Consider the following 16,827-nt stretch of genomic DNA (forward strand, 5'->3'; position numbering starts at 1 on the left):
CGCGGTTGAGAAGCCGATTATGCCCCCATGCGGCGGCTGTATTTGGTAGTACCACCAAAGATCGCTATTGTCGCACAAAAAACAACCAGCGACCGCTTTTCCGGCGGCGGGCCCCGTGGTTGCGGGCCCTGGCCGGCACCTTACCGGCCGTATCCCTGCATATCCCTACCCATTTGGGGGTAGAGGGCGCTACTTCTACCACTTTGTGGTCAGGTGATCTCCATTTGCCCCCCTTTTATATTCCCTGCAACGCAATGCCCGATCCATATTCTGATGCCTGGGAGTAACGCATGAGCCATTTCCTGGACCGCTTGAAGTACTTCAAGAAACACAAAGAACCCTTTGCCAACGGGCACGGGGAGATGACCGACGATGACCGCAGTTGGGAAGATGGCTACCGCCGCCGCTGGCAGTTCGACAAGATAGTCCGCTCCACCCACGGCGTGAACTGCACCGGCTCCTGCAGCTGGAAAATCTATGTGAAGGACGGCCTGGTCACCTGGGAGACGCAGCAGACCGACTACCCGCGCACCCGCCCGGACCTGCCCAACCACGAGCCGCGCGGCTGCCCCCGCGGCGCCAGCTACTCCTGGTACATGTACTCCGCCAACCGCCTCAAGTACCCGAAGATCCGCAAGCGTCTGGTCAAGCTGTGGCGCGAGGCCCGGCTCAAGCACACCGATCCGGTGGCGGCCTGGGCCAGCATCGTCGAGGATCCGGCCAAGGCGAAATCCTACAAGGAGCGCCGCGGTATGGGCGGCTTCGTCCGGGTCAAATGGGACGAGGTCAACGAGCTGATCGCGGCGGCCAACGTCTACACCGCCAAGACTTATGGCCCGGACCGCATCTCCGGCTTCTCGCCGATTCCGGCCATGTCCATGGTGTCCTACGCCGCCGGCGCCCGCTACCTGTCGCTGATCGGCGGCAACTGCCTGAGCTTCTACGACTGGTACTGCGACCTGCCGCCGGCCTCGCCGCAGATCTGGGGCGAGCAGACCGACGTGCCGGAGTCCGCCGACTGGTACAACTCCAACTACCTGATCGTGTGGGGTTCCAACGTGCCCCAGACCCGCACACCGGATGCCCACTTCCTCAGCGAGGTGCGCTACAAGGGCGCCAAGACCTGTGTCATCACCTCCGATTACTCCGAGTGCTCCAAGTTCGGCGACACCTGGCTGGCGCCCCGCCAGGGCACCGACGCCGCGCTGGCGATGGCCTTCGGCCATGTGATCCTGAAGGAGTTCCACGTCGACAAGCCGAGCGCCTACTTCACCGAATATGTGCGCACCACTACCGATATGCCGATGCTGGTCACGCTGGAGGAGCGCGACGGCCGCCTGATACAGGGCCGCTTCCTGCGCGCTTCCGACCTGGCGGACAACCTGGGTCAGGACAACAACCCGGAGTGGAAGACCATCGCCCTCAACCACGACGGCCAGCTGGTGTCCCCGCAGGGTTCCATCGGCTACCGCTGGGGGGAGCCCTCAGCCAAGGACGGGAGGGGCAAGTGGAATATCGAGCAGCGCGACGGCAGGACCGGCGAGGAACTGGAGCTGCAGCTCAGCCTCAAGGACGGCGCCGACGAGATAGCGCAGGTGGCCTTCCCCTATTTCGGCGGCCAGACCCACGAGTACGACTACTTCCAGCACACGGACCACAGCGATGTGATCGAGCGCAAGGTGCCGATCAAGCACATCACCGGCAAGGACGGCGAGACCATCAAGGTGGCCAGCGTCTACGACCTGACGCTCGCCAACTACGGCGTCGAACAGGGTCTCGACGACCCCAACTGCGCACACAGCTACGACGAGGACAAACCCTACACCCCGGCTTGGCAGGAAAAGGTCACCGGCTGCCGCCGCGAGGACGTGATCCGCGTTGCGCGCGAGTTCGCCAATACCGCCGACAAGACGCGCGGTCGCTCAATGGTCATCGTCGGTGCGGCGCTGAACCACTGGTACCACATGGACATGAATTACCGCGGCCTGATCAACATGCTGATGATGTGCGGCTGTATCGGCCAGAGTGGCGGTGGCTGGGCGCACTATGTGGGCCAGGAGAAGCTGCGCCCGCAAACCGGCTGGACGCCGCTGGCCTTCGCCCTCGACTGGCAGCGCCCGCCGCGCCATATGAACGGTACCTCCTTCTTCTACAACCACTCCAACCAGTGGCGCTACGAAAAACTGGAGATGGACGAGGTGGTATCGCCGCTGGCCGACAAGAGCAAGTGGCGCGCGTCCATCATCGACTACAACAGCCGCGCCGAGCGCATGGGCTGGCTGCCATCCGCGCCGCAGCTGGGTATGAATCCTCTGCAGCTGACCAAAGACGCCGCCGCCGCCGGCATGGATCCGAAAGAATACGCGGTGCAGAAGCTGAAGAGCGGCGAGCTGCTTTTCGCCAACCAGGACCCGGACAACCCGCAGAACTACCCGCGCAATATGTTTATCTGGCGCTCCAACCTGCTGGGCTCCTCCGGCAAGGGCCACGAATACATGCTGCGCCACCTGCTCGGCACCAAACACGGCCTGATGGGCAAAGACCTGGGCGAGTCCGGCGGCAAGAAGCCGGAGGATATCGTCTGGCGCGACGAGCCGAGCGAGGGCAAGGTGGACCTGCTGGTGACCCTGGACTTCCGTATGTCCACCACCTGCCTCTACTCCGATATCGTGCTGCCGACCGCGACCTGGTATGAAAAGGACGATATGAATACTTCGGATATGCATCCGTTTATTCACCCGCTGACCAAGGCCGTGGACCCCTCCTGGGAGGCGCGCAGCGACTGGGATATTTTCAAGGGGATCGCGAAGAAGTTTTCCGAACTGACCGACGGCCACCTGGGGGTGGAGACCGACCTCGTGACGCTGCCGATCCACCACGACACGCCCAGCGAAATCGCGCAGCCGTTCGGCGTCAAGGCCTGGTGGAAGGGCGAGTGCGACCTGATACCGGGCGTCACCGCGCCGAGCATGATCCCGGTCGTGCGGGATTATCCGAACACCTACAACCGCTTTACCTCCATAGGCCCGCTGCTGGAAAAACTCGGCAACGGCGGCAAGGGCATCAGCTGGAACACCGAAGCCGAGGTGGATTTCCTGAAGAAGCTGAACCGCACCTGGAGCGAGGAGGGCTCGGAGCGCGACGGCCGCGCCAGGATCGAAACGGCGGTGGACGCGGCGGAGATGATCCTGTCGCTGGCGCCGGAGACCAACGGCCAGGTGGCGGTGAAGGCCTGGGAGGCGCTCGGCCAGATCACCGGCCGCGACCACACCCACCTCGCCAAGCCGAAGGAAGACGAGAAGATCCGCTTCAACGATATCGTCGCCCAACCGCGCAAGATCATCTCCTCGCCGACCTGGTCCGGCCTGGAGGACGAGCACGTCAGCTACAACGCCGGCTACACCAACGTGCACGAGCTGATTCCGTGGCGCACCATCACCGGTCGCCAGCAGTTCTACCAGGACCACGAATGGATGCGCGATTTCGGCGAGACCCTGTGCGTGTACAAGCCGCCGATCAACCTCAAGACCGTGAGCCCGGTGCTGAACCAGAAGCCCAACGGCAACAAAGAAATACTGCTGAACTGGATCACCCCGCACCAGAAGTGGGGCATCCACAGCACCTACTCCGACAACCTGTTGATGCTGACCCTGTCCCGCGGTGGTCCCATCGTGTGGATGAGCGAGGCGGATGCAAAACTGGCCGGTATCGAGGACAACGACTGGATCGAAATCTTCAACGTCAACGGTGCCATCGCCGCCCGCGCCGTGGTGTCCCAGCGCGTGCCGGACGGCATGGCGATGATGTATCACGCCCAGGAGCGCATCGTGAACACCCCCGGCGCCGAGACCACCGGCACCCGCGGCGGTATCCACAACTCCGTGACCCGCGCGGTGATGAAACCGACCCATATGATCGGCGGCTACGCGCAGCAGTCCTACGGCTTCAACTACTACGGCACCGTGGGCTGTAACCGGGATGAATTCGTGATCGTGAGAAAGATGAACAAGGTGGATTGGCTGGACGGCGAAGACGTAAAAGAGTCCGCCGCGCAAGAGGAGGCCGTGCAATGAAAGTAAGAGCCCAGATCGGCATGGTGTTGAACCTCGACAAGTGCATCGGCTGTCACACCTGCTCGGTAACCTGTAAAAACGTCTGGACCTCCCGCGAGGGGGTCGAGTACGCCTGGTTCAATAACGTCGAGACCAAGCCCGGTGTCGGCTACCCGAAAGAGTGGGAAAACCAGGACAAGTGGAACGGCGGCTGGAAGCGCAAGAAAAACGGCAAGTTGGAGCCCAGGATCGGCGGCAAGCACCGGGTGCTGGCCAATATTTTCGGCAACCCGGACATGCCGGAGATCGACGACTACTACGAGCCGTTCGACTTCGACTACCAGACACTGCACAAGGCGCCGGAGCAGAAGCACCAGCCGGTGGCCCGCCCGCGCTCGCTGATCACCGGCCAGCGCATGGAGAAGATCGACTGGGGCCCCAACTGGGAGGAGATCCTCGGCACCGAATTTGAAAAGCGCAGGAAGGACAAAAACTTCGAAGAGGTGCAGGCGGACATCTACGGCGAGTTCGAAAACACCTTCATGATGTACCTGCCGCGTCTGTGCGAGCACTGCCTCAACCCGGCCTGTGTGGCGTCCTGCCCGAGCGGCGCCATCTACAAGCGCGAGGAAGACGGCATTGTGCTGATCGACCAGGACAAGTGCCGCGGCTGGCGCATGTGTGTATCCGGCTGCCCCTACAAGAAGATCTACTACAACTGGAAAACCGGCAAATCCGAGAAGTGTATCTTCTGCTACCCGCGCATCGAGGCCGGCCAGCCCACCATCTGCTCCGAGACCTGCGTCGGCCGCATCCGCTACCTGGGCGTGCTGCTGTACGACGCCGACCGCATCGAAGAGGCGGCTTCGGTGGAGAACGACAAAGACCTGTACCAGGCGCAGTGTGACATCTTCCTCGACCCGAGCGATCCGGCGGTACAGGAAGCCGCGCGCGCCGAGGGCATTCCGCAGGCGTGGATAGACGCCGCGCAGCAGTCCCCGGTCTACAAGATGGCGATCGACTGGAAGGTGGCCCTGCCGCTGCACCCGGAATACCGCACCCTGCCGATGGTCTGGTATGTGCCGCCGCTGTCGCCGATCCAGAACGCGGTGCAGGCCGGCCAGGTGGAGACGGTCACCGTGGGCCGCAACGCCGAGATCCCGGACCTGTCCACGCTGCGCATTCCGCTCAAGTACCTGGCCAACCTGCTGACCGCGGGCGACGAGGCGCCGGTGGCGCGCGCGCTGGAGCGCATGATCGTGATGCGCGCCTATATGCGCGGTATCCACGTCGACGGCATCCAGGACCGCGAGCTGCTGCAGGAGGCCGGCATGACCGTGCAGCAGGTCGAGGAGATGTACCGCTATATGGCGCTGGCCAACTACGAGGACCGCTTCGTGGTGCTGAGCAGCCACAAGGCCTACGCGGAAAACGCCTACGACATCAAGTCGTCCTGCGGCTTCAGCTTCGGCAACGGCTGCTCCACCGGCAACGACAGCACCAATATCTTTGGCGGCAAGAAGCAGACGGTGCGCCAGGTAATCCCGGCGCAGATGGTCGACGAGTAACCCGGCAAGAGACGTCGATAACAGAGCAATTTCCGGGTGGCGTCCGGGGCCGGTTGGCCCCGCGCGCGGCGAGAGAAACACAGCCGGCGCCACCCGCTCGCATCAGGTGAAAAGCAATGAAAGTTTTAAACGTGATTTCGCGTCTGCTGGACTACCCGTCCGACGAGCTGGTGGAGAACCTGGCGGAGGTAACCCGCTGGGTGGCGGAGTCCCAGGACATGGAGGCCGGCGAGCGCGACAAGCTGCTGGCGTTTATCGCGCACTACGAGTGTAGCGCGGCGCTGGACTGGCAGTCGGAATACGACGGGCTGTTCGAGCGCGGCCGCGCCGTCTCCCTGCATATTTTCGAACACGTACACGGCGAGTCCCGCGATCGCGGCCAGGCCATGGTGGAGCTGCTGGCGCACTACCGCAGCGCCGGTCTCGAACTGAGCCAGCGCGAACTGCCGGACTACCTGCCGACTTACCTCGAGTTCTGCGCCACCCAGGGCGAGGGCGCGCTCTACTGGCTGCAGGATATCTCCCACGTGCTGGCGCTGCTGGCCGCGCGCCTGAAGGAAAAGGGCAGCCCCTATGCGCTGCTGCTGGAAGTGCTGGTGTCGCTGTCCCGGGTCGAGGTGGATATGCAGGCGCTGCAGAATCAGGTCGCCGGCGAGGAGCCGGACGATACGCCGGAGGCGCTGGACAAGATCTGGGAAGACGAGGCGGTCTCCTTCAGCTCGGCGCCGGACAGCGGCTGCGGCCAGTCCGCGCTGCGGCCGAGCGAATCCCAGCGCCGCGACGCAGATCCGGTTTCCTGGGTCAACCCGGGCGCCGCCGCCGCGCCACAACAGTGCGCATCACAGGAGTAAGACAATGAACTACATCAATACGCTTTTGTTCGGCATTTATCCGTTTGTGGCGCTGACCGTTTTTCTGGTGGGCAGCCTGATCCGCTACGACCGCGACCAGTACACCTGGCGTACCGGCTCCAGCCAGCTGCTGGAGAAAAAACAGCTGCGCATCGGCAGCTACCTGTTCCATATCGGCGTGCTGGCCATTCTCGCGGGGCACTTCGTCGGGCTGCTGACCCCCAAGTGGGTCTGGCACCTGATCGGCATCTCCGCGCCGGCCAAGCAGATGATGGCGATGAGCGTCGGCGGCTTCTTCGGCATCATCTGTTTTATCGGCCTGACCATTCTGATCAAGCGCCGCCTGACCAACCCGCGCATCCGCGCCACCACCTCGCGCATGGATCTGACCATTCTGCTGATGCTGTACGCGCAGCTGATACTCGGCCTGGTGAGCATCGTCGTGTCCAGCGGCCATATGGACGGCTCCGAGATGCTCAAGCTGATGACCTGGGCGCAGTCCATCGTGACCCTGGACGGCGCGGCCGCGGCGAGCGCCATCGCGGATGTGCACATCATCTTCAAGCTGCATATCTTCCTCGGCATGACCCTGTTCCTGCTGTTCCCGTTCAGCCGCCTGGTGCATGTCTGGAGCGTGCCGGTGCAGTACTTCCGCCGCAACTACCAAGTTGTGCGGGCGCGGGTTGCCCGGTGAGCTATTAAGCGGCACAAGGATGTGCCGCCACCGCCCTCGCTTGTAGCGAACAGCGGTTTTATCAATATGCCCGCCTCGTGGGCGGGCAGTGCGTTTCGGAGTTGAATATGAGTGCATTGCTGGCAACCGACGCCTCCGGCGCGGAGTTTGAACTGGCCGAAGCCGTGGTCGTAAACGGCTGGGAAATTCCCCGCGACGATATCTACAAGGAGATGCAGTACCACCCGGCGCAGACACCGCGCGAGGCCATTTTTGCCGCCAGCCGCTCGCTGGTGCTCGGGCACCTGCTGCGCGAGCGCGCCCACGCCCTCGGACTGTGCGCGGCGGATGTGGAACTCAACGGAGAGGCGTTCGATACGGCGGTGACACAACTGCTGGAGCGGGAACTGGAGCTCTCCCCGCCCTCCAGCGATGAATGCCGCGAGTATTTCCTGAATCACCCGCAAAAGTTCGTATCGGAACCCCTGGCGGAAGTGCGCCATATCCTGCTGGCCGCCGCCGCGGACGACCTGCCGGCGCTGGAAAACGCCAGGGAAAAAGCGGCGCAGCTGCTGGATCAGGTGCGCGAGTCCGGCGACCCGCTGCTGACATTTGCCCAACTCGCCAAGTCCGTATCCGACTGCTCCTCCAAAGATTCCGGCGGCAGCCTCGGGCAGATCGGGCGCGGCGATACCGTGGCGCCCTTCGAGGCTGCGGTATTTGCACAGGGCGTCGGGCTGGTACCCGAGCCGGTGGAAACGCCCTACGGCGTGCACCTGATCTACGTCGAACAGTGTGAACCGGGGCGCCCGCTGGAGTTCGACTTCGTGCGCGAGACCATCGAGGACTATCTGCGGGAGGCGCGCCGCCGCCGCGAGACCGACCGCTATCTGCAGGCCCTGGTCGCCGATGCCGATATCCGCGGCCTCGACCTGCTCGCCGGGGCGGAGCGCCGGCATACGAATCTCTCCGCATAGACCGGCGGGCTTACGGCTCAGGGGGTAGCAAGTGTCATTTGCCGATATCGCGATTGTCGGCGCGGGGCCGGCGGGCCTCGCCTGCGCGGTCTTTCTCGCCGAGCGGGGTTTCCGCGTAAGGCTGCTCGAGCGCCAGTCCGAAGACAGCCTCGCGGCGCCCGCGGACGACGGGCGCGAAATCGCGCTGACCCACAAATCCGTGCGCCTGTTGAAAAGCCTCGGCGCCTGGCAGCGCCTGCAAGACGACGAGATAGGGCCGCTGGAATCCGCACAGGTCACCGACGGCGTGTCGCCCTACTGCCTGCAGTTCGACGACCGCGCTCGCGGCCCGCTCGGCTATATAGTCCCCAACGCGGCAATTCGCCGCGCGCTCTACCAGGTCGCGTCCGCGCAGCGGAATATCGACATAGCCACCGGCGTGAGCGCGAGCGGTCTGGCACTGGAGGGCGGCCTGCGCCGGCTGTCGCTGTCCGGCGGTGAAAGCCTGCGGGCGCCGCTGCTGCTGGCCGCGGACAGCCGCTTCTCCGAACTGCGCCGCATGGCCGGTATCGGCGCCGACATGCGCGACTTCGGCCGCGCCGCCATCGTCGGGCGCGTGGCCACCGAGCTGCCCCACGGCGGCGTCGCGCGCGAGTGCTTCGGCTATGGCGCGACCCTGGCGCTGCTGCCGCTGGCGCCGCCGCGGCTGTCGTCGGCGGTGGTGACCGTGCCCGGAGACAGGGCCGAGGCGGTGATGGCGCTCTCCGAGCGGGACTTCGCCGAGCATGTGGCGCGCGCCAGCAACGGCGTGCTGGGGACGGTGACCGCCGAGGGGCGGCGCCACTGCTACCCGCTGGTGGCGGTCTACGCGCGGCGCTTTTACACGGAGCGGTTTGCGCTGATCGGCGACGCCGCCGTCGGCATGCACCCGGTGACCGCGCATGGCTTCAATCTGGGCATCGCCAGCGCCGCTACGCTGGCGGCGCAACTCGGCGGGCTGAACGACCTCGGCGACGGCGCCCGGCTGCGCCGGGCCCTGTCGCGCTTCCAGCTGAAACACCGGCTGGAGTCCCTGCCCATCTACGAGGGCACCAACCGCGTCGTCGGCCTGTTTACCGACGAGCGCCGCCCGGCAAAACTGCTGCGCAAGGCCGTGCTGCGGGTCAGCAATAATTTTTGGCCGATCAGAAGAGCCATCACCCACCAGCTGACCCGCTGACGGGCGGCTGTTTCAGAGTAATCCACTGGCAGAGAACGGTTTCCAACGAAGGGCGGAGCTGCCAGCGTTCAACCGGCCGGCATGGAGGGAAAATGCTAGCGGTCAGAAAATCGATTTCGCGTTTGGGGTATCGCTTCGGCTGCAAACTTGTGCCGCTGTTGCCGCGCTGGCCGGGCGAAGTCGCGTTGATCAAGTTACTGAATACACAACTGGCTGAAGAGCTGGAAGACGGGCTCTTCGACTTCCTCGACGAGCGGATTCTCGAAGTCAGCGTCACCGACCTGGGCTTCCGCCTGCGCGTCAGCAAGCGCGGCGAGCAGTTTGTGCGCGCGCCGGCGGGCGTGCCGGCGGACTCGACCATCTCCGCTAACAGCGCCGACTTCCTCGCCATCGCCAGCGGTCGCGAGGACCCGGACACCTTGTTCTTCCAGCGCCGCTTATCTCTCGGCGGGCAGACGGAGATAGGCCTGACGGTGAAGAACTGCCTGGATGCGCTCGATCGCAGTCGCATACCGCAATGGGCCCAGCGCGGCCTGGAAGTGATCGCCGCCGAACTGGCGACAGTGGTTGCCAACTGATACCGAGTAACTGTTTAGGAGTAACTATGGAACTCGTATGCCCGGCCGGCAGCCTCCCGGCACTGGAGGCCGCAGTCGAAAACGGTGCGGACGCGGTCTATATCGGCTTTAACGACGAGACCAACGCGCGCAACTTCGGCGGCCTGAACTTCAACGACAAGAATGCACTGCGCGCGCTGGAGCGGATACGCAACCGCGGCCGCAAGCTGTTCGTCGCGATCAATACCTATGCCAAGCCGGACAGCTTCTCGCGCTGGCAGGCGGCGGTGGACCGCGCCGCCGGCCTCAACGCCGACGCGGTGATCCTGGCGGATATCGGCCTGATGGGTTACGCGCGGGAGAAGCATCCAGAACTGGCCCTGCACCTGTCGGTGCAGGCCTCGGCCACCAGCGCACCGGCGCTGGAGTTCTATCGCCGGCAATTCGGTATCCGCCGCGCGGTACTGCCGCGGGTGCTGTCACTGAAGCAGGTGCAGCAACTGGCGGCCGCGAGCAAGGTGGAGCTGGAGGTGTTCGGTTTCGGCAGCCTGTGCATTATGGCCGAGGGGCGCTGCCACCTGAGTTCCTATGTCACCGGCGAGTCGCCGAACCAAAACGGCGTCTGTTCCCCGGCCAGGGCGGTGGAGTGGCGCAACGCGGCGAACGGCCTGGAGACGCGCCTGAACGGCGTGCTGATCGATCGCTTCGCCGAAGATGAAAACGCCGGCTACCCGACCCTGTGCAAGGGCCGCTTCGTCGTCGACGGCAAGCGTCAGCACGCGCTCGAGGAGCCGACCAGCCTGAACAGCATGGCGCTGCTGCCGGAACTCAAGGCGGCCGGTATCCAGGCCATCAAGCTGGAGGGCCGCCAGCGCAGCCCCGCCTATGTGGCACAGATAGTGCGCACCTGGCGCGAGGCGATCGACGAGGTGCTGCGGTGCGGTGAAGATTTCTCGGTAAAGGACAGCTGGCGCGACACACTGGCGAAGAACTCCGAAGGCAAGCAAACCACTCTGGGCGCCTACGACCGCCCCTGGCAGTAGAGGACACGAGATGCAGCTCGCTCTGGGACCGGCGCAATACTATTGGCCGCGCAACGATATCCATCAATTCTACGAACGAATGCTGTCCACACCGCTGGATATTATCTACCTGGGCGAAGTGGTGTGCGGCAAGCGCCACCAGTTGCGCGCGGCCGACTGGCTGGAACTGGCGCGGCAACTGGCCGAGGTTTCCGACAAGCAGATAGTCCTGTCGACGCTGACGTTGCTGGAGTCGAATGCCGACTTTAACTGGGTCAGGAAGATCTGTGACAACGGCCAGCTGCTGGTCGAGGCCAACGATCTGTCGGCGGTACAGTTATTGTCAGACGCCGGCCTGCCGTTTACCTGCGGCCCGGCGGTCAATATCTACAACCAGCACACGCTGGCGCAGCTGATGTCGTTAGGTATGACGCGCTGGACGGCGCCGGTGGAAATGAGTGGGCGGCAACTGGGCGAAGTGCTCGCCGCCTGCGACAAGAAGCCCGAAGTCGAAGTGTTTGCCTACGGCCATATGCCGCTGGCCTACTCCGCGCGCTGCTTCACCGCCCGCCACCTCGGCCTCGACAAGGACAGCTGCGATTACCGCTGTATCGAATACCCGCACGGCCTGCCGCTGGCATCCCAGGAGGGCGAAGCGCTGTTCGTGATCAACGGCATCCAGACGCTGTCCGGCGAGCCCACCAACCTGCTGCGCCACTATCCGCAGCTGTGTGAGCTCGGCGTCGATATCCTGCGCCTGTCGCCGCAGTGGCAGCAGATGGAGCAGATTATCGACGCCTTCGACCGCGCCCGCCGCGGCGAATCGGATACGGAACTGTTGCCACCCGGCGTCGACGGCTACTGGTGCGGTCGCCCTGGCCTGGAACTGATTGCCCGCAGTGGCAGCGGCGCGTCGGGCTGAAGCGAGGAGCCGGTGGCGAGCCAACAGGAAAGCCTTCGCTGCAGGTCTTTGGCGAAGGCTCTCGCTTCATGTTTGGTTACATTTAATGCTCGCACAAGTTTGTCAGGGTCAGAATTGACGTGCTTGTTGGCAGGTCACGCTTTAAAACGAGAAGCAATTTCAACTTTGTTGAGAAGATAGCCCAAAGAACCAATTCCACCATTCCAGTCAAAATCACGTATAATTTCCAATATTCTTTGGGCGCGAAGCTTCTCTTCCTCGCTAGAGGAGTCCGAATTTTTAATTTCTGTATATTTGTCGGTTATTTCATCGTAGCTATGTTGGTATGATTTGCATGTGACAATATATGCCTCTAGTGCAGTACCATAATTTGTTAACAAAAATTCAGTAGCACCAGGGACTTCCTGAAACCTCTCCAGTAAGCCAAAAACGTCGATCTCATCTGTGATTAATTCCTTGTATAGATCGGGGTCTTTGACTTTCAGAACAATTAGGAAGCAAAGAAATAACGGGTATAGCTTATAGTTTTCCGGAGTTGTTCTTATTGATAGGCTAAGTAGCGAGCAGCAGTGTTCCTGCTCCCGCAACGTTAGCCCATAAAGCTCAAAGAGCTCAGAGAGCATGGTTAAAGATTGCTCTCCTTCATATTGGGTTCCCCTTGAATTCTTTTTAGAAAAGTAATCATCAAATGAATATTTTTGGAACAAATATTTAACAAAATGCCCCTTGTCAGGCGGAGGCAAAACATAGTCAAAGTCCATAAACCTTCGCAAATAGCCATTCACATTTAGACCTTCACCATAAATAGCCTTAATAGATGACCCTAATTGCTTTTTGTCTGCACCAAGTACAAACACGATATTGTCAACATTAAAGAAATGCTTCGCTTTTTCTAATATTTCAATTGCGTAATTTGGTCTGCATCGGTCAAGCTCGTCAATGATGAAAATCAGTGGTTTTGGATTGTCCGAATCAGTAATGCTGGTGGCCAAGTTAGATATGGCCTCTCTAAATGACTTTATCGACTTCTTAGAGTTCTCATACTTTTCGAGTTGTTCTTTTGCAATCGACTCAGCTAGCCCTGCAAGGGCCTGTTCGGTTATCTTGTCAAGATCAAGTGCGCCAGCTGTTGCGACCTTGGCTGCAACAGGAATGGATTTTTTAACAAGAGCAACGCCTATGGCTTTGGTCTTTCCAAGATACTCTCGCGCCTTTGATTCGTCACCAGTTTTAGATAATTCCTTTATCGATGCACTAATCTCTCCTATAAGGCATACAAGCGCATCATCAGAGAAGTCGCTTTCCCAAGCATTAAAATAAATTGTTGGAACATCGTTATTTTTTAAGTCTTGTTCCCACATTCTAAGAAAGGTAGTTTTCCCTTGCCCCCAAGGCGCATCGACACAAACAACGACAGAATCATTTACAGACAAAACAAATTCAGTCAATGCCTCTCCACTTTCCTTGCGATTTAATGGGTCGTTTCGATATGGATCATCTTTGATGATTTCTAAATCACGACTTTTAAGTATCACTAAATTTTTCCTTTTGGAATGCTGGTGACTAATTCAAAAGATACACCTTTATAACATAGTGTGGTATAGCTCAGAACGGGTTGCATGCTGTTTTTGCAGGTTTCCCTTTTTTTGAATCGGCTGTTTCGCTTGTGCAATGAAATTTGCGCTAGAATTGGCAAGTATCTGTGTCTTGTAGGTTAGGAATGGCCGGGGCTGGCGGCGAGGCTACCGCAGCCCGGGATCCAGTGCATTTTGCGTATTGCACTTTTGCACAATCAGCTCGGGAATGCCGAGCGCAGCCAGTTTCTCGCGTATTGCCGCCAGCTCGCCGTCGCCGGTCAGCTGCGGGTGGCGGGTCAGGCGCACCTGCAGGGGGATGCCGGCCTCGGCCAGTAGTGCGGCACTCTGCCAGGGCGCGGCGCCGCTGCCGGTTACGCGGGTGATCGCATCGTAGTTTTGCGGCAGCGCCTTGATATCCAGCCCGACCCAGTCCAGTTGCGGTAGCAGCCGCGCTAGCCGCCGCGGATAGATGCCGGCGGTGTGCAGGCCGACTTTGAATCCCATTGTCTTTACATCACAGACTGCGCCTTCCAGCGCGCGCTGCGCGGTGGGCTCGCCGCCGGAGAACACCACGGCGTCGAGCAGCCCGCGGCGTGTGTGCAGGTGCTGCAGCAGCTGCTGCCAGTCGTATTTGGATTCGGCCTGTGCCGGCAGCAGTCCGCCGTTGTGGCAGTAGCGGCAGCGCCAGGGGCAACCCTGGCAGAATACGACCGCCGACAGGGCGCCGGGGTAGTCGATGGCGGTAAATGGCGTAAAGCCGCCGACGCGCAGAGTCTTATCCATGATTAATCGGGTGTTGTACGGGTTGTGGCGGGGGGGGGGGGGAGGGGGGGGGGGGAGGGGGGGGGGGGGGGGGGGTGTTGGGGGGTTTTTTTTGTCACAAAAAAAGCGCCCTACCCCCCCCCCCCCCCCCCCCCCGCGGCCGGGTTAGCGCTGTTTTGCGGCGGATTGCTCGGCGACAAAGAAAGTTCGATCGCGGTGCTCCGATTGCTTGCCGGGATTCCAGAAGGTCACCGGGCGGTGGTAGCCCATCACGCGGCTCCAGACTTCGCAGCGGGTGCGTTCCTCGTCTTTCAGTACTGCGGTTTCAGTTTGCATGGCTGTTCTCCTGTTGGTGGTTTTCCATGTTTGCTTCTTTGCTGTTTCTTTCGCTACAGGCGCGCTTGCGCGCGATCAGTTCCTCGTCGCAACGGGGGCAGAACTGGTGTTCCCCGCTCAGGTAGCCGTGTGTCGGGCAGATCGAGAAGGTCGGGGTGACGGTGATATAGGGCAGGCGGAAGTTTTCCAGCGCGCGGCGCACCAGCTGGCGGCAGGAATCCGCGTCGGGCAGCTGTTCGCCCAGGTACAGGTGCAGCACAGTGCCGCCGGTGTACAGGGACTGCAGCGATTCCTGCCGCGACAGCGCCTCGAACGGGTCGTCGGTAAAGCCGACCGGCAGCTGTGACGAATTGGTGTAGTAGGGGGCATCAATGCTGCCCGCCTGCAGTATGTCAGGGAAGCGCTTGCGGTCCTCGCGGGCGAAGCGGTAGGTGGTGCCCTCGGCCGGTGTCGCCTCGAGGTTGTAGAGGTGGCCGGTCTCTTCCTGGAACTCGGTCATGCGCGCGCGGATATGCTGCAGCAGCCGCTCGGCCATCTGCTGGCCGCTTTCACTGGTGATATCTTCCCGGTCGCCGGTGAAGTTGCGGATCATCTCGTTGATGCCGTTGACGCCGATGGTGGAGAAGTGATTGCGCAGCGTGCCCAGGTAGCGCTTGGTATAGGGGAAGAGCCCGGTGTCCATATGCCGCTGGATAACCTTGCGCTTGACCTCCAGCGAGTCGCGCGCGAGTTCCAGCAGGCGGTCGAGGCGCTCCAGCAGGGCCTTTTCGTCGCCGCGGTACAGGTAGCCGAGGCGCGCGCAGTTGATGGTCACAACACCGAGGGAGCCGGTCTGCTCGGCGGAGCCGAACAGGCCGTTGCCGCGCTTCAGCAGTTCGCGCAGGTCCAGCTGCAGGCGGCAGCACATGGAGCGCACCATATTCGGGCTCAGGTCCGAATTGATGAAGTTCTGGAAATAGGGCAGGCCGTAGCGGGCGGTCATCGCGAACAGCCGCTCCGCATTCTCGCTGTGCCAGGGGAAGTCCGGTGCGATGTTGTAGGTGGGGATCGGGAAGGTGAACACGCGGCCGCGCGCGTCGCCCTCGCTCATCACCTCTATATAGGCGCGGTTGATCAGGTCCATCTCCCGCTGCAGTTCACCGTAGGTGAACGGCATCTCCTCGCCGGCGATCACCGGCACCTGTTCGCGCAGATCCTGCGGGCAGACCCAGTCGAAGGTCAGGTTGGTAAACGGCGTCTGGGTGCCCCAGCGCGACGGCACATTCAGGTTGAAGATCAGCTCCTGGATGCACTGGCGCACCTCGCGGTAGCCGAGCTTGTCCTTGCGCACGAACGGCGCCAGGTAGGTGTCGAAGGAGCTGAACGCCTGGGCGCCGGCCCATTCGTTCTGCAGCGTGCCGAGGAAGTTGACTATCTGCCCGACGGCGCTGGACAGGTGCGCCGGCGGCGCCGACTCCACCTTGCCGGGCACGCCGTTCAGCCCCTCGTTCAGCAGCGTGCGCAGCGACCAGCCGGCGCAGTAGCCGGCCAGCATATCCAGGTCGTGGATATGCAGGTCGCCGTCGCGGTGGGCGGCGCCGATCTCCGGGCTGTAGACGTGGTTCAGCCAGTAGTTGGCGATCATCTTGCCGGCGCTGTTCAGAATCAGGCCGCCGAGGGAGAAGCCCTGGTTGGCATTGGCGGCCACGCGCCAGTCCTCCCGCTGCAGGTACTCGTCGATGGACGAGCCCACGTCGACCAGCGTGCGGCGATCTTCGCGCAGCTGGCGGTGCTGCTGCCGGTAGGCGATATAGCCCCGCGCGGTGTCCAGGTGATCATTGCTGATCAGCACCTGTTCCACGACGTTCTGGATTTCCTCGATATCCACCGGCGTTTCCGCGTCGCGGTCCTCCGGCGCCTCCGCCCGGTGCCGGATGACCTTCTCGACCTGGGCGGTGAGGCGCTCCGCCTCCTCTTCACCGAAGGCACCGCTGGCGCGCCCGGCCAGCAGTATGGCGCTGTGGATATGGCGGCGGTCGAAGGCCAGGATGCGGCCGTCGCGCTTGCGCACCAGGCAGCGCGGTCTGGCGCCGCGGGGTTGCGCCTGGGTCTCCGCGGAAATTGGCGGTGCTGTGTCGGCGGTTGGCGTCATGGGGTTTCCTCTCTGTGGTCCAGTAGGGGGCTGCCGCAAGCCGCGCCCTCTGTGGCGCGGGCGTAAATCTCCGGCGGCAAGGCCGCCGTTTCAGCAGTGAATGGATGGCGTAAGCCTACTGTCGGAATCGGGGCGGCTATTGATCTGGATCACTTTATGTTGTGCTTGTTTTTTTATCGATCACCAGATGTTGTGTTTTGG

At 62.0% G+C, this 16,827-nt stretch carries 13 protein-coding genes; 9 read left to right on the forward strand and 4 right to left on the reverse strand.

Annotated features, from left to right (window positions below):
* Positions 1 to 290: 290 nt before the first annotated feature.
* The 9 genes from ACXAF3_RS06245 to ACXAF3_RS06285 all read left to right on the forward strand — a co-directional run bounded on the left by ACXAF3_RS06245 (position 291) and on the right by ACXAF3_RS06285 (position 11,820).
* Positions 291 to 4,073 (forward strand): nitrate reductase subunit alpha, encoded by a 3,783-nt coding sequence (locus ACXAF3_RS06245; protein WP_475111433.1) that lies wholly within the window; start codon positions 291 to 293, stop codon positions 4,071 to 4,073.
* A complete protein-coding gene (gene narH, locus ACXAF3_RS06250; RefSeq protein ID WP_475111434.1) occupies positions 4,070 to 5,620 on the forward strand; it encodes a nitrate reductase subunit beta in 1,551 nt (516 codons plus the stop codon). Before ACXAF3_RS06245 ends, narH begins: the two co-directional genes overlap by 4 nt.
* A 116-nt stretch (positions 5,621 to 5,736) precedes the next feature.
* A complete protein-coding gene (narJ, locus tag ACXAF3_RS06255; RefSeq protein WP_475111435.1) occupies positions 5,737 to 6,471 on the forward strand; it encodes a nitrate reductase molybdenum cofactor assembly chaperone in 735 nt (244 codons plus the stop codon).
* Between the two features lie 4 nt (positions 6,472 to 6,475).
* A complete protein-coding gene (gene narI / locus ACXAF3_RS06260) occupies positions 6,476 to 7,165 on the forward strand; it encodes a respiratory nitrate reductase subunit gamma (protein ID WP_475111436.1) in 690 nt (229 codons plus the stop codon).
* 107 nt (positions 7,166 to 7,272) lie between these two features.
* On the forward strand, positions 7,273 to 8,121 hold the full coding sequence (locus ACXAF3_RS06265; RefSeq protein WP_475111437.1) for a peptidylprolyl isomerase: 849 nt from the start codon (positions 7,273 to 7,275) through the stop codon (positions 8,119 to 8,121).
* Between the two features lie 31 nt (positions 8,122 to 8,152).
* The gene (ubiM, locus tag ACXAF3_RS06270; RefSeq protein WP_475111438.1) at positions 8,153 to 9,319 is read left to right on the forward strand and encodes a 5-demethoxyubiquinol-8 5-hydroxylase UbiM; all 1,167 of its coding nucleotides are present in this window, start codon (positions 8,153 to 8,155) and stop codon (positions 9,317 to 9,319) included.
* Between the two features lie 92 nt (positions 9,320 to 9,411).
* Positions 9,412 to 9,897 carry a ubiquinone anaerobic biosynthesis accessory factor UbiT gene (ubiT, locus tag ACXAF3_RS06275; RefSeq protein WP_475111439.1) on the forward strand — a complete coding sequence of 162 codons (486 nt, stop codon included), beginning with the start codon at positions 9,412 to 9,414 and terminating at the stop codon, positions 9,895 to 9,897.
* A gap of 26 nt (positions 9,898 to 9,923) precedes the next feature.
* On the forward strand, positions 9,924 to 10,919 hold the full coding sequence (gene ubiU / locus ACXAF3_RS06280) for a ubiquinone anaerobic biosynthesis protein UbiU (RefSeq protein ID WP_475111440.1): 996 nt from the start codon (positions 9,924 to 9,926) through the stop codon (positions 10,917 to 10,919).
* Positions 10,920 to 10,929: 10 nt separating this feature from the next.
* Entirely contained in the window at positions 10,930 to 11,820 is an 891-nt protein-coding gene (locus tag ACXAF3_RS06285) for a U32 family peptidase (RefSeq protein ID WP_475111441.1), read from the forward strand.
* 134 nt (positions 11,821 to 11,954) lie between these two features.
* On the opposite strand, the gene ACXAF3_RS06290 is transcribed toward ACXAF3_RS06285, so the two are convergent.
* The 4 genes from ACXAF3_RS06290 to ACXAF3_RS06305 form a co-directional block, all read right to left on the reverse strand.
* Complete coding sequence (locus ACXAF3_RS06290; RefSeq protein ID WP_475111442.1) at positions 11,955 to 13,355, reverse strand: KAP family P-loop NTPase fold protein; 1,401 nt, start codon at positions 13,353 to 13,355, stop codon at positions 11,955 to 11,957.
* A 207-nt stretch (positions 13,356 to 13,562) separates the two neighbouring features.
* The gene (locus ACXAF3_RS06295) at positions 13,563 to 14,180 is read right to left on the reverse strand and encodes an anaerobic ribonucleoside-triphosphate reductase activating protein (protein WP_475111443.1); all 618 of its coding nucleotides are present in this window, start codon (positions 14,178 to 14,180) and stop codon (positions 13,563 to 13,565) included.
* Positions 14,181 to 14,324: 144 nt separating this feature from the next.
* Complete coding sequence (gene nrdD / locus ACXAF3_RS06300; RefSeq protein WP_475111444.1) at positions 14,325 to 14,495, reverse strand: anaerobic ribonucleoside-triphosphate reductase; 171 nt, start codon at positions 14,493 to 14,495, stop codon at positions 14,325 to 14,327.
* On the reverse strand, positions 14,485 to 16,626 hold the full coding sequence (locus ACXAF3_RS06305; RefSeq protein ID WP_475111445.1) for a ribonucleoside triphosphate reductase: 2,142 nt from the start codon (positions 16,624 to 16,626) through the stop codon (positions 14,485 to 14,487). Before ACXAF3_RS06305 ends, nrdD begins: the two co-directional genes overlap by 11 nt.
* Between the last annotated feature and the right edge of the window lie 201 nt (positions 16,627 to 16,827).

The organism is Microbulbifer sp. ABF4_143 (assembly GCF_056160225.1).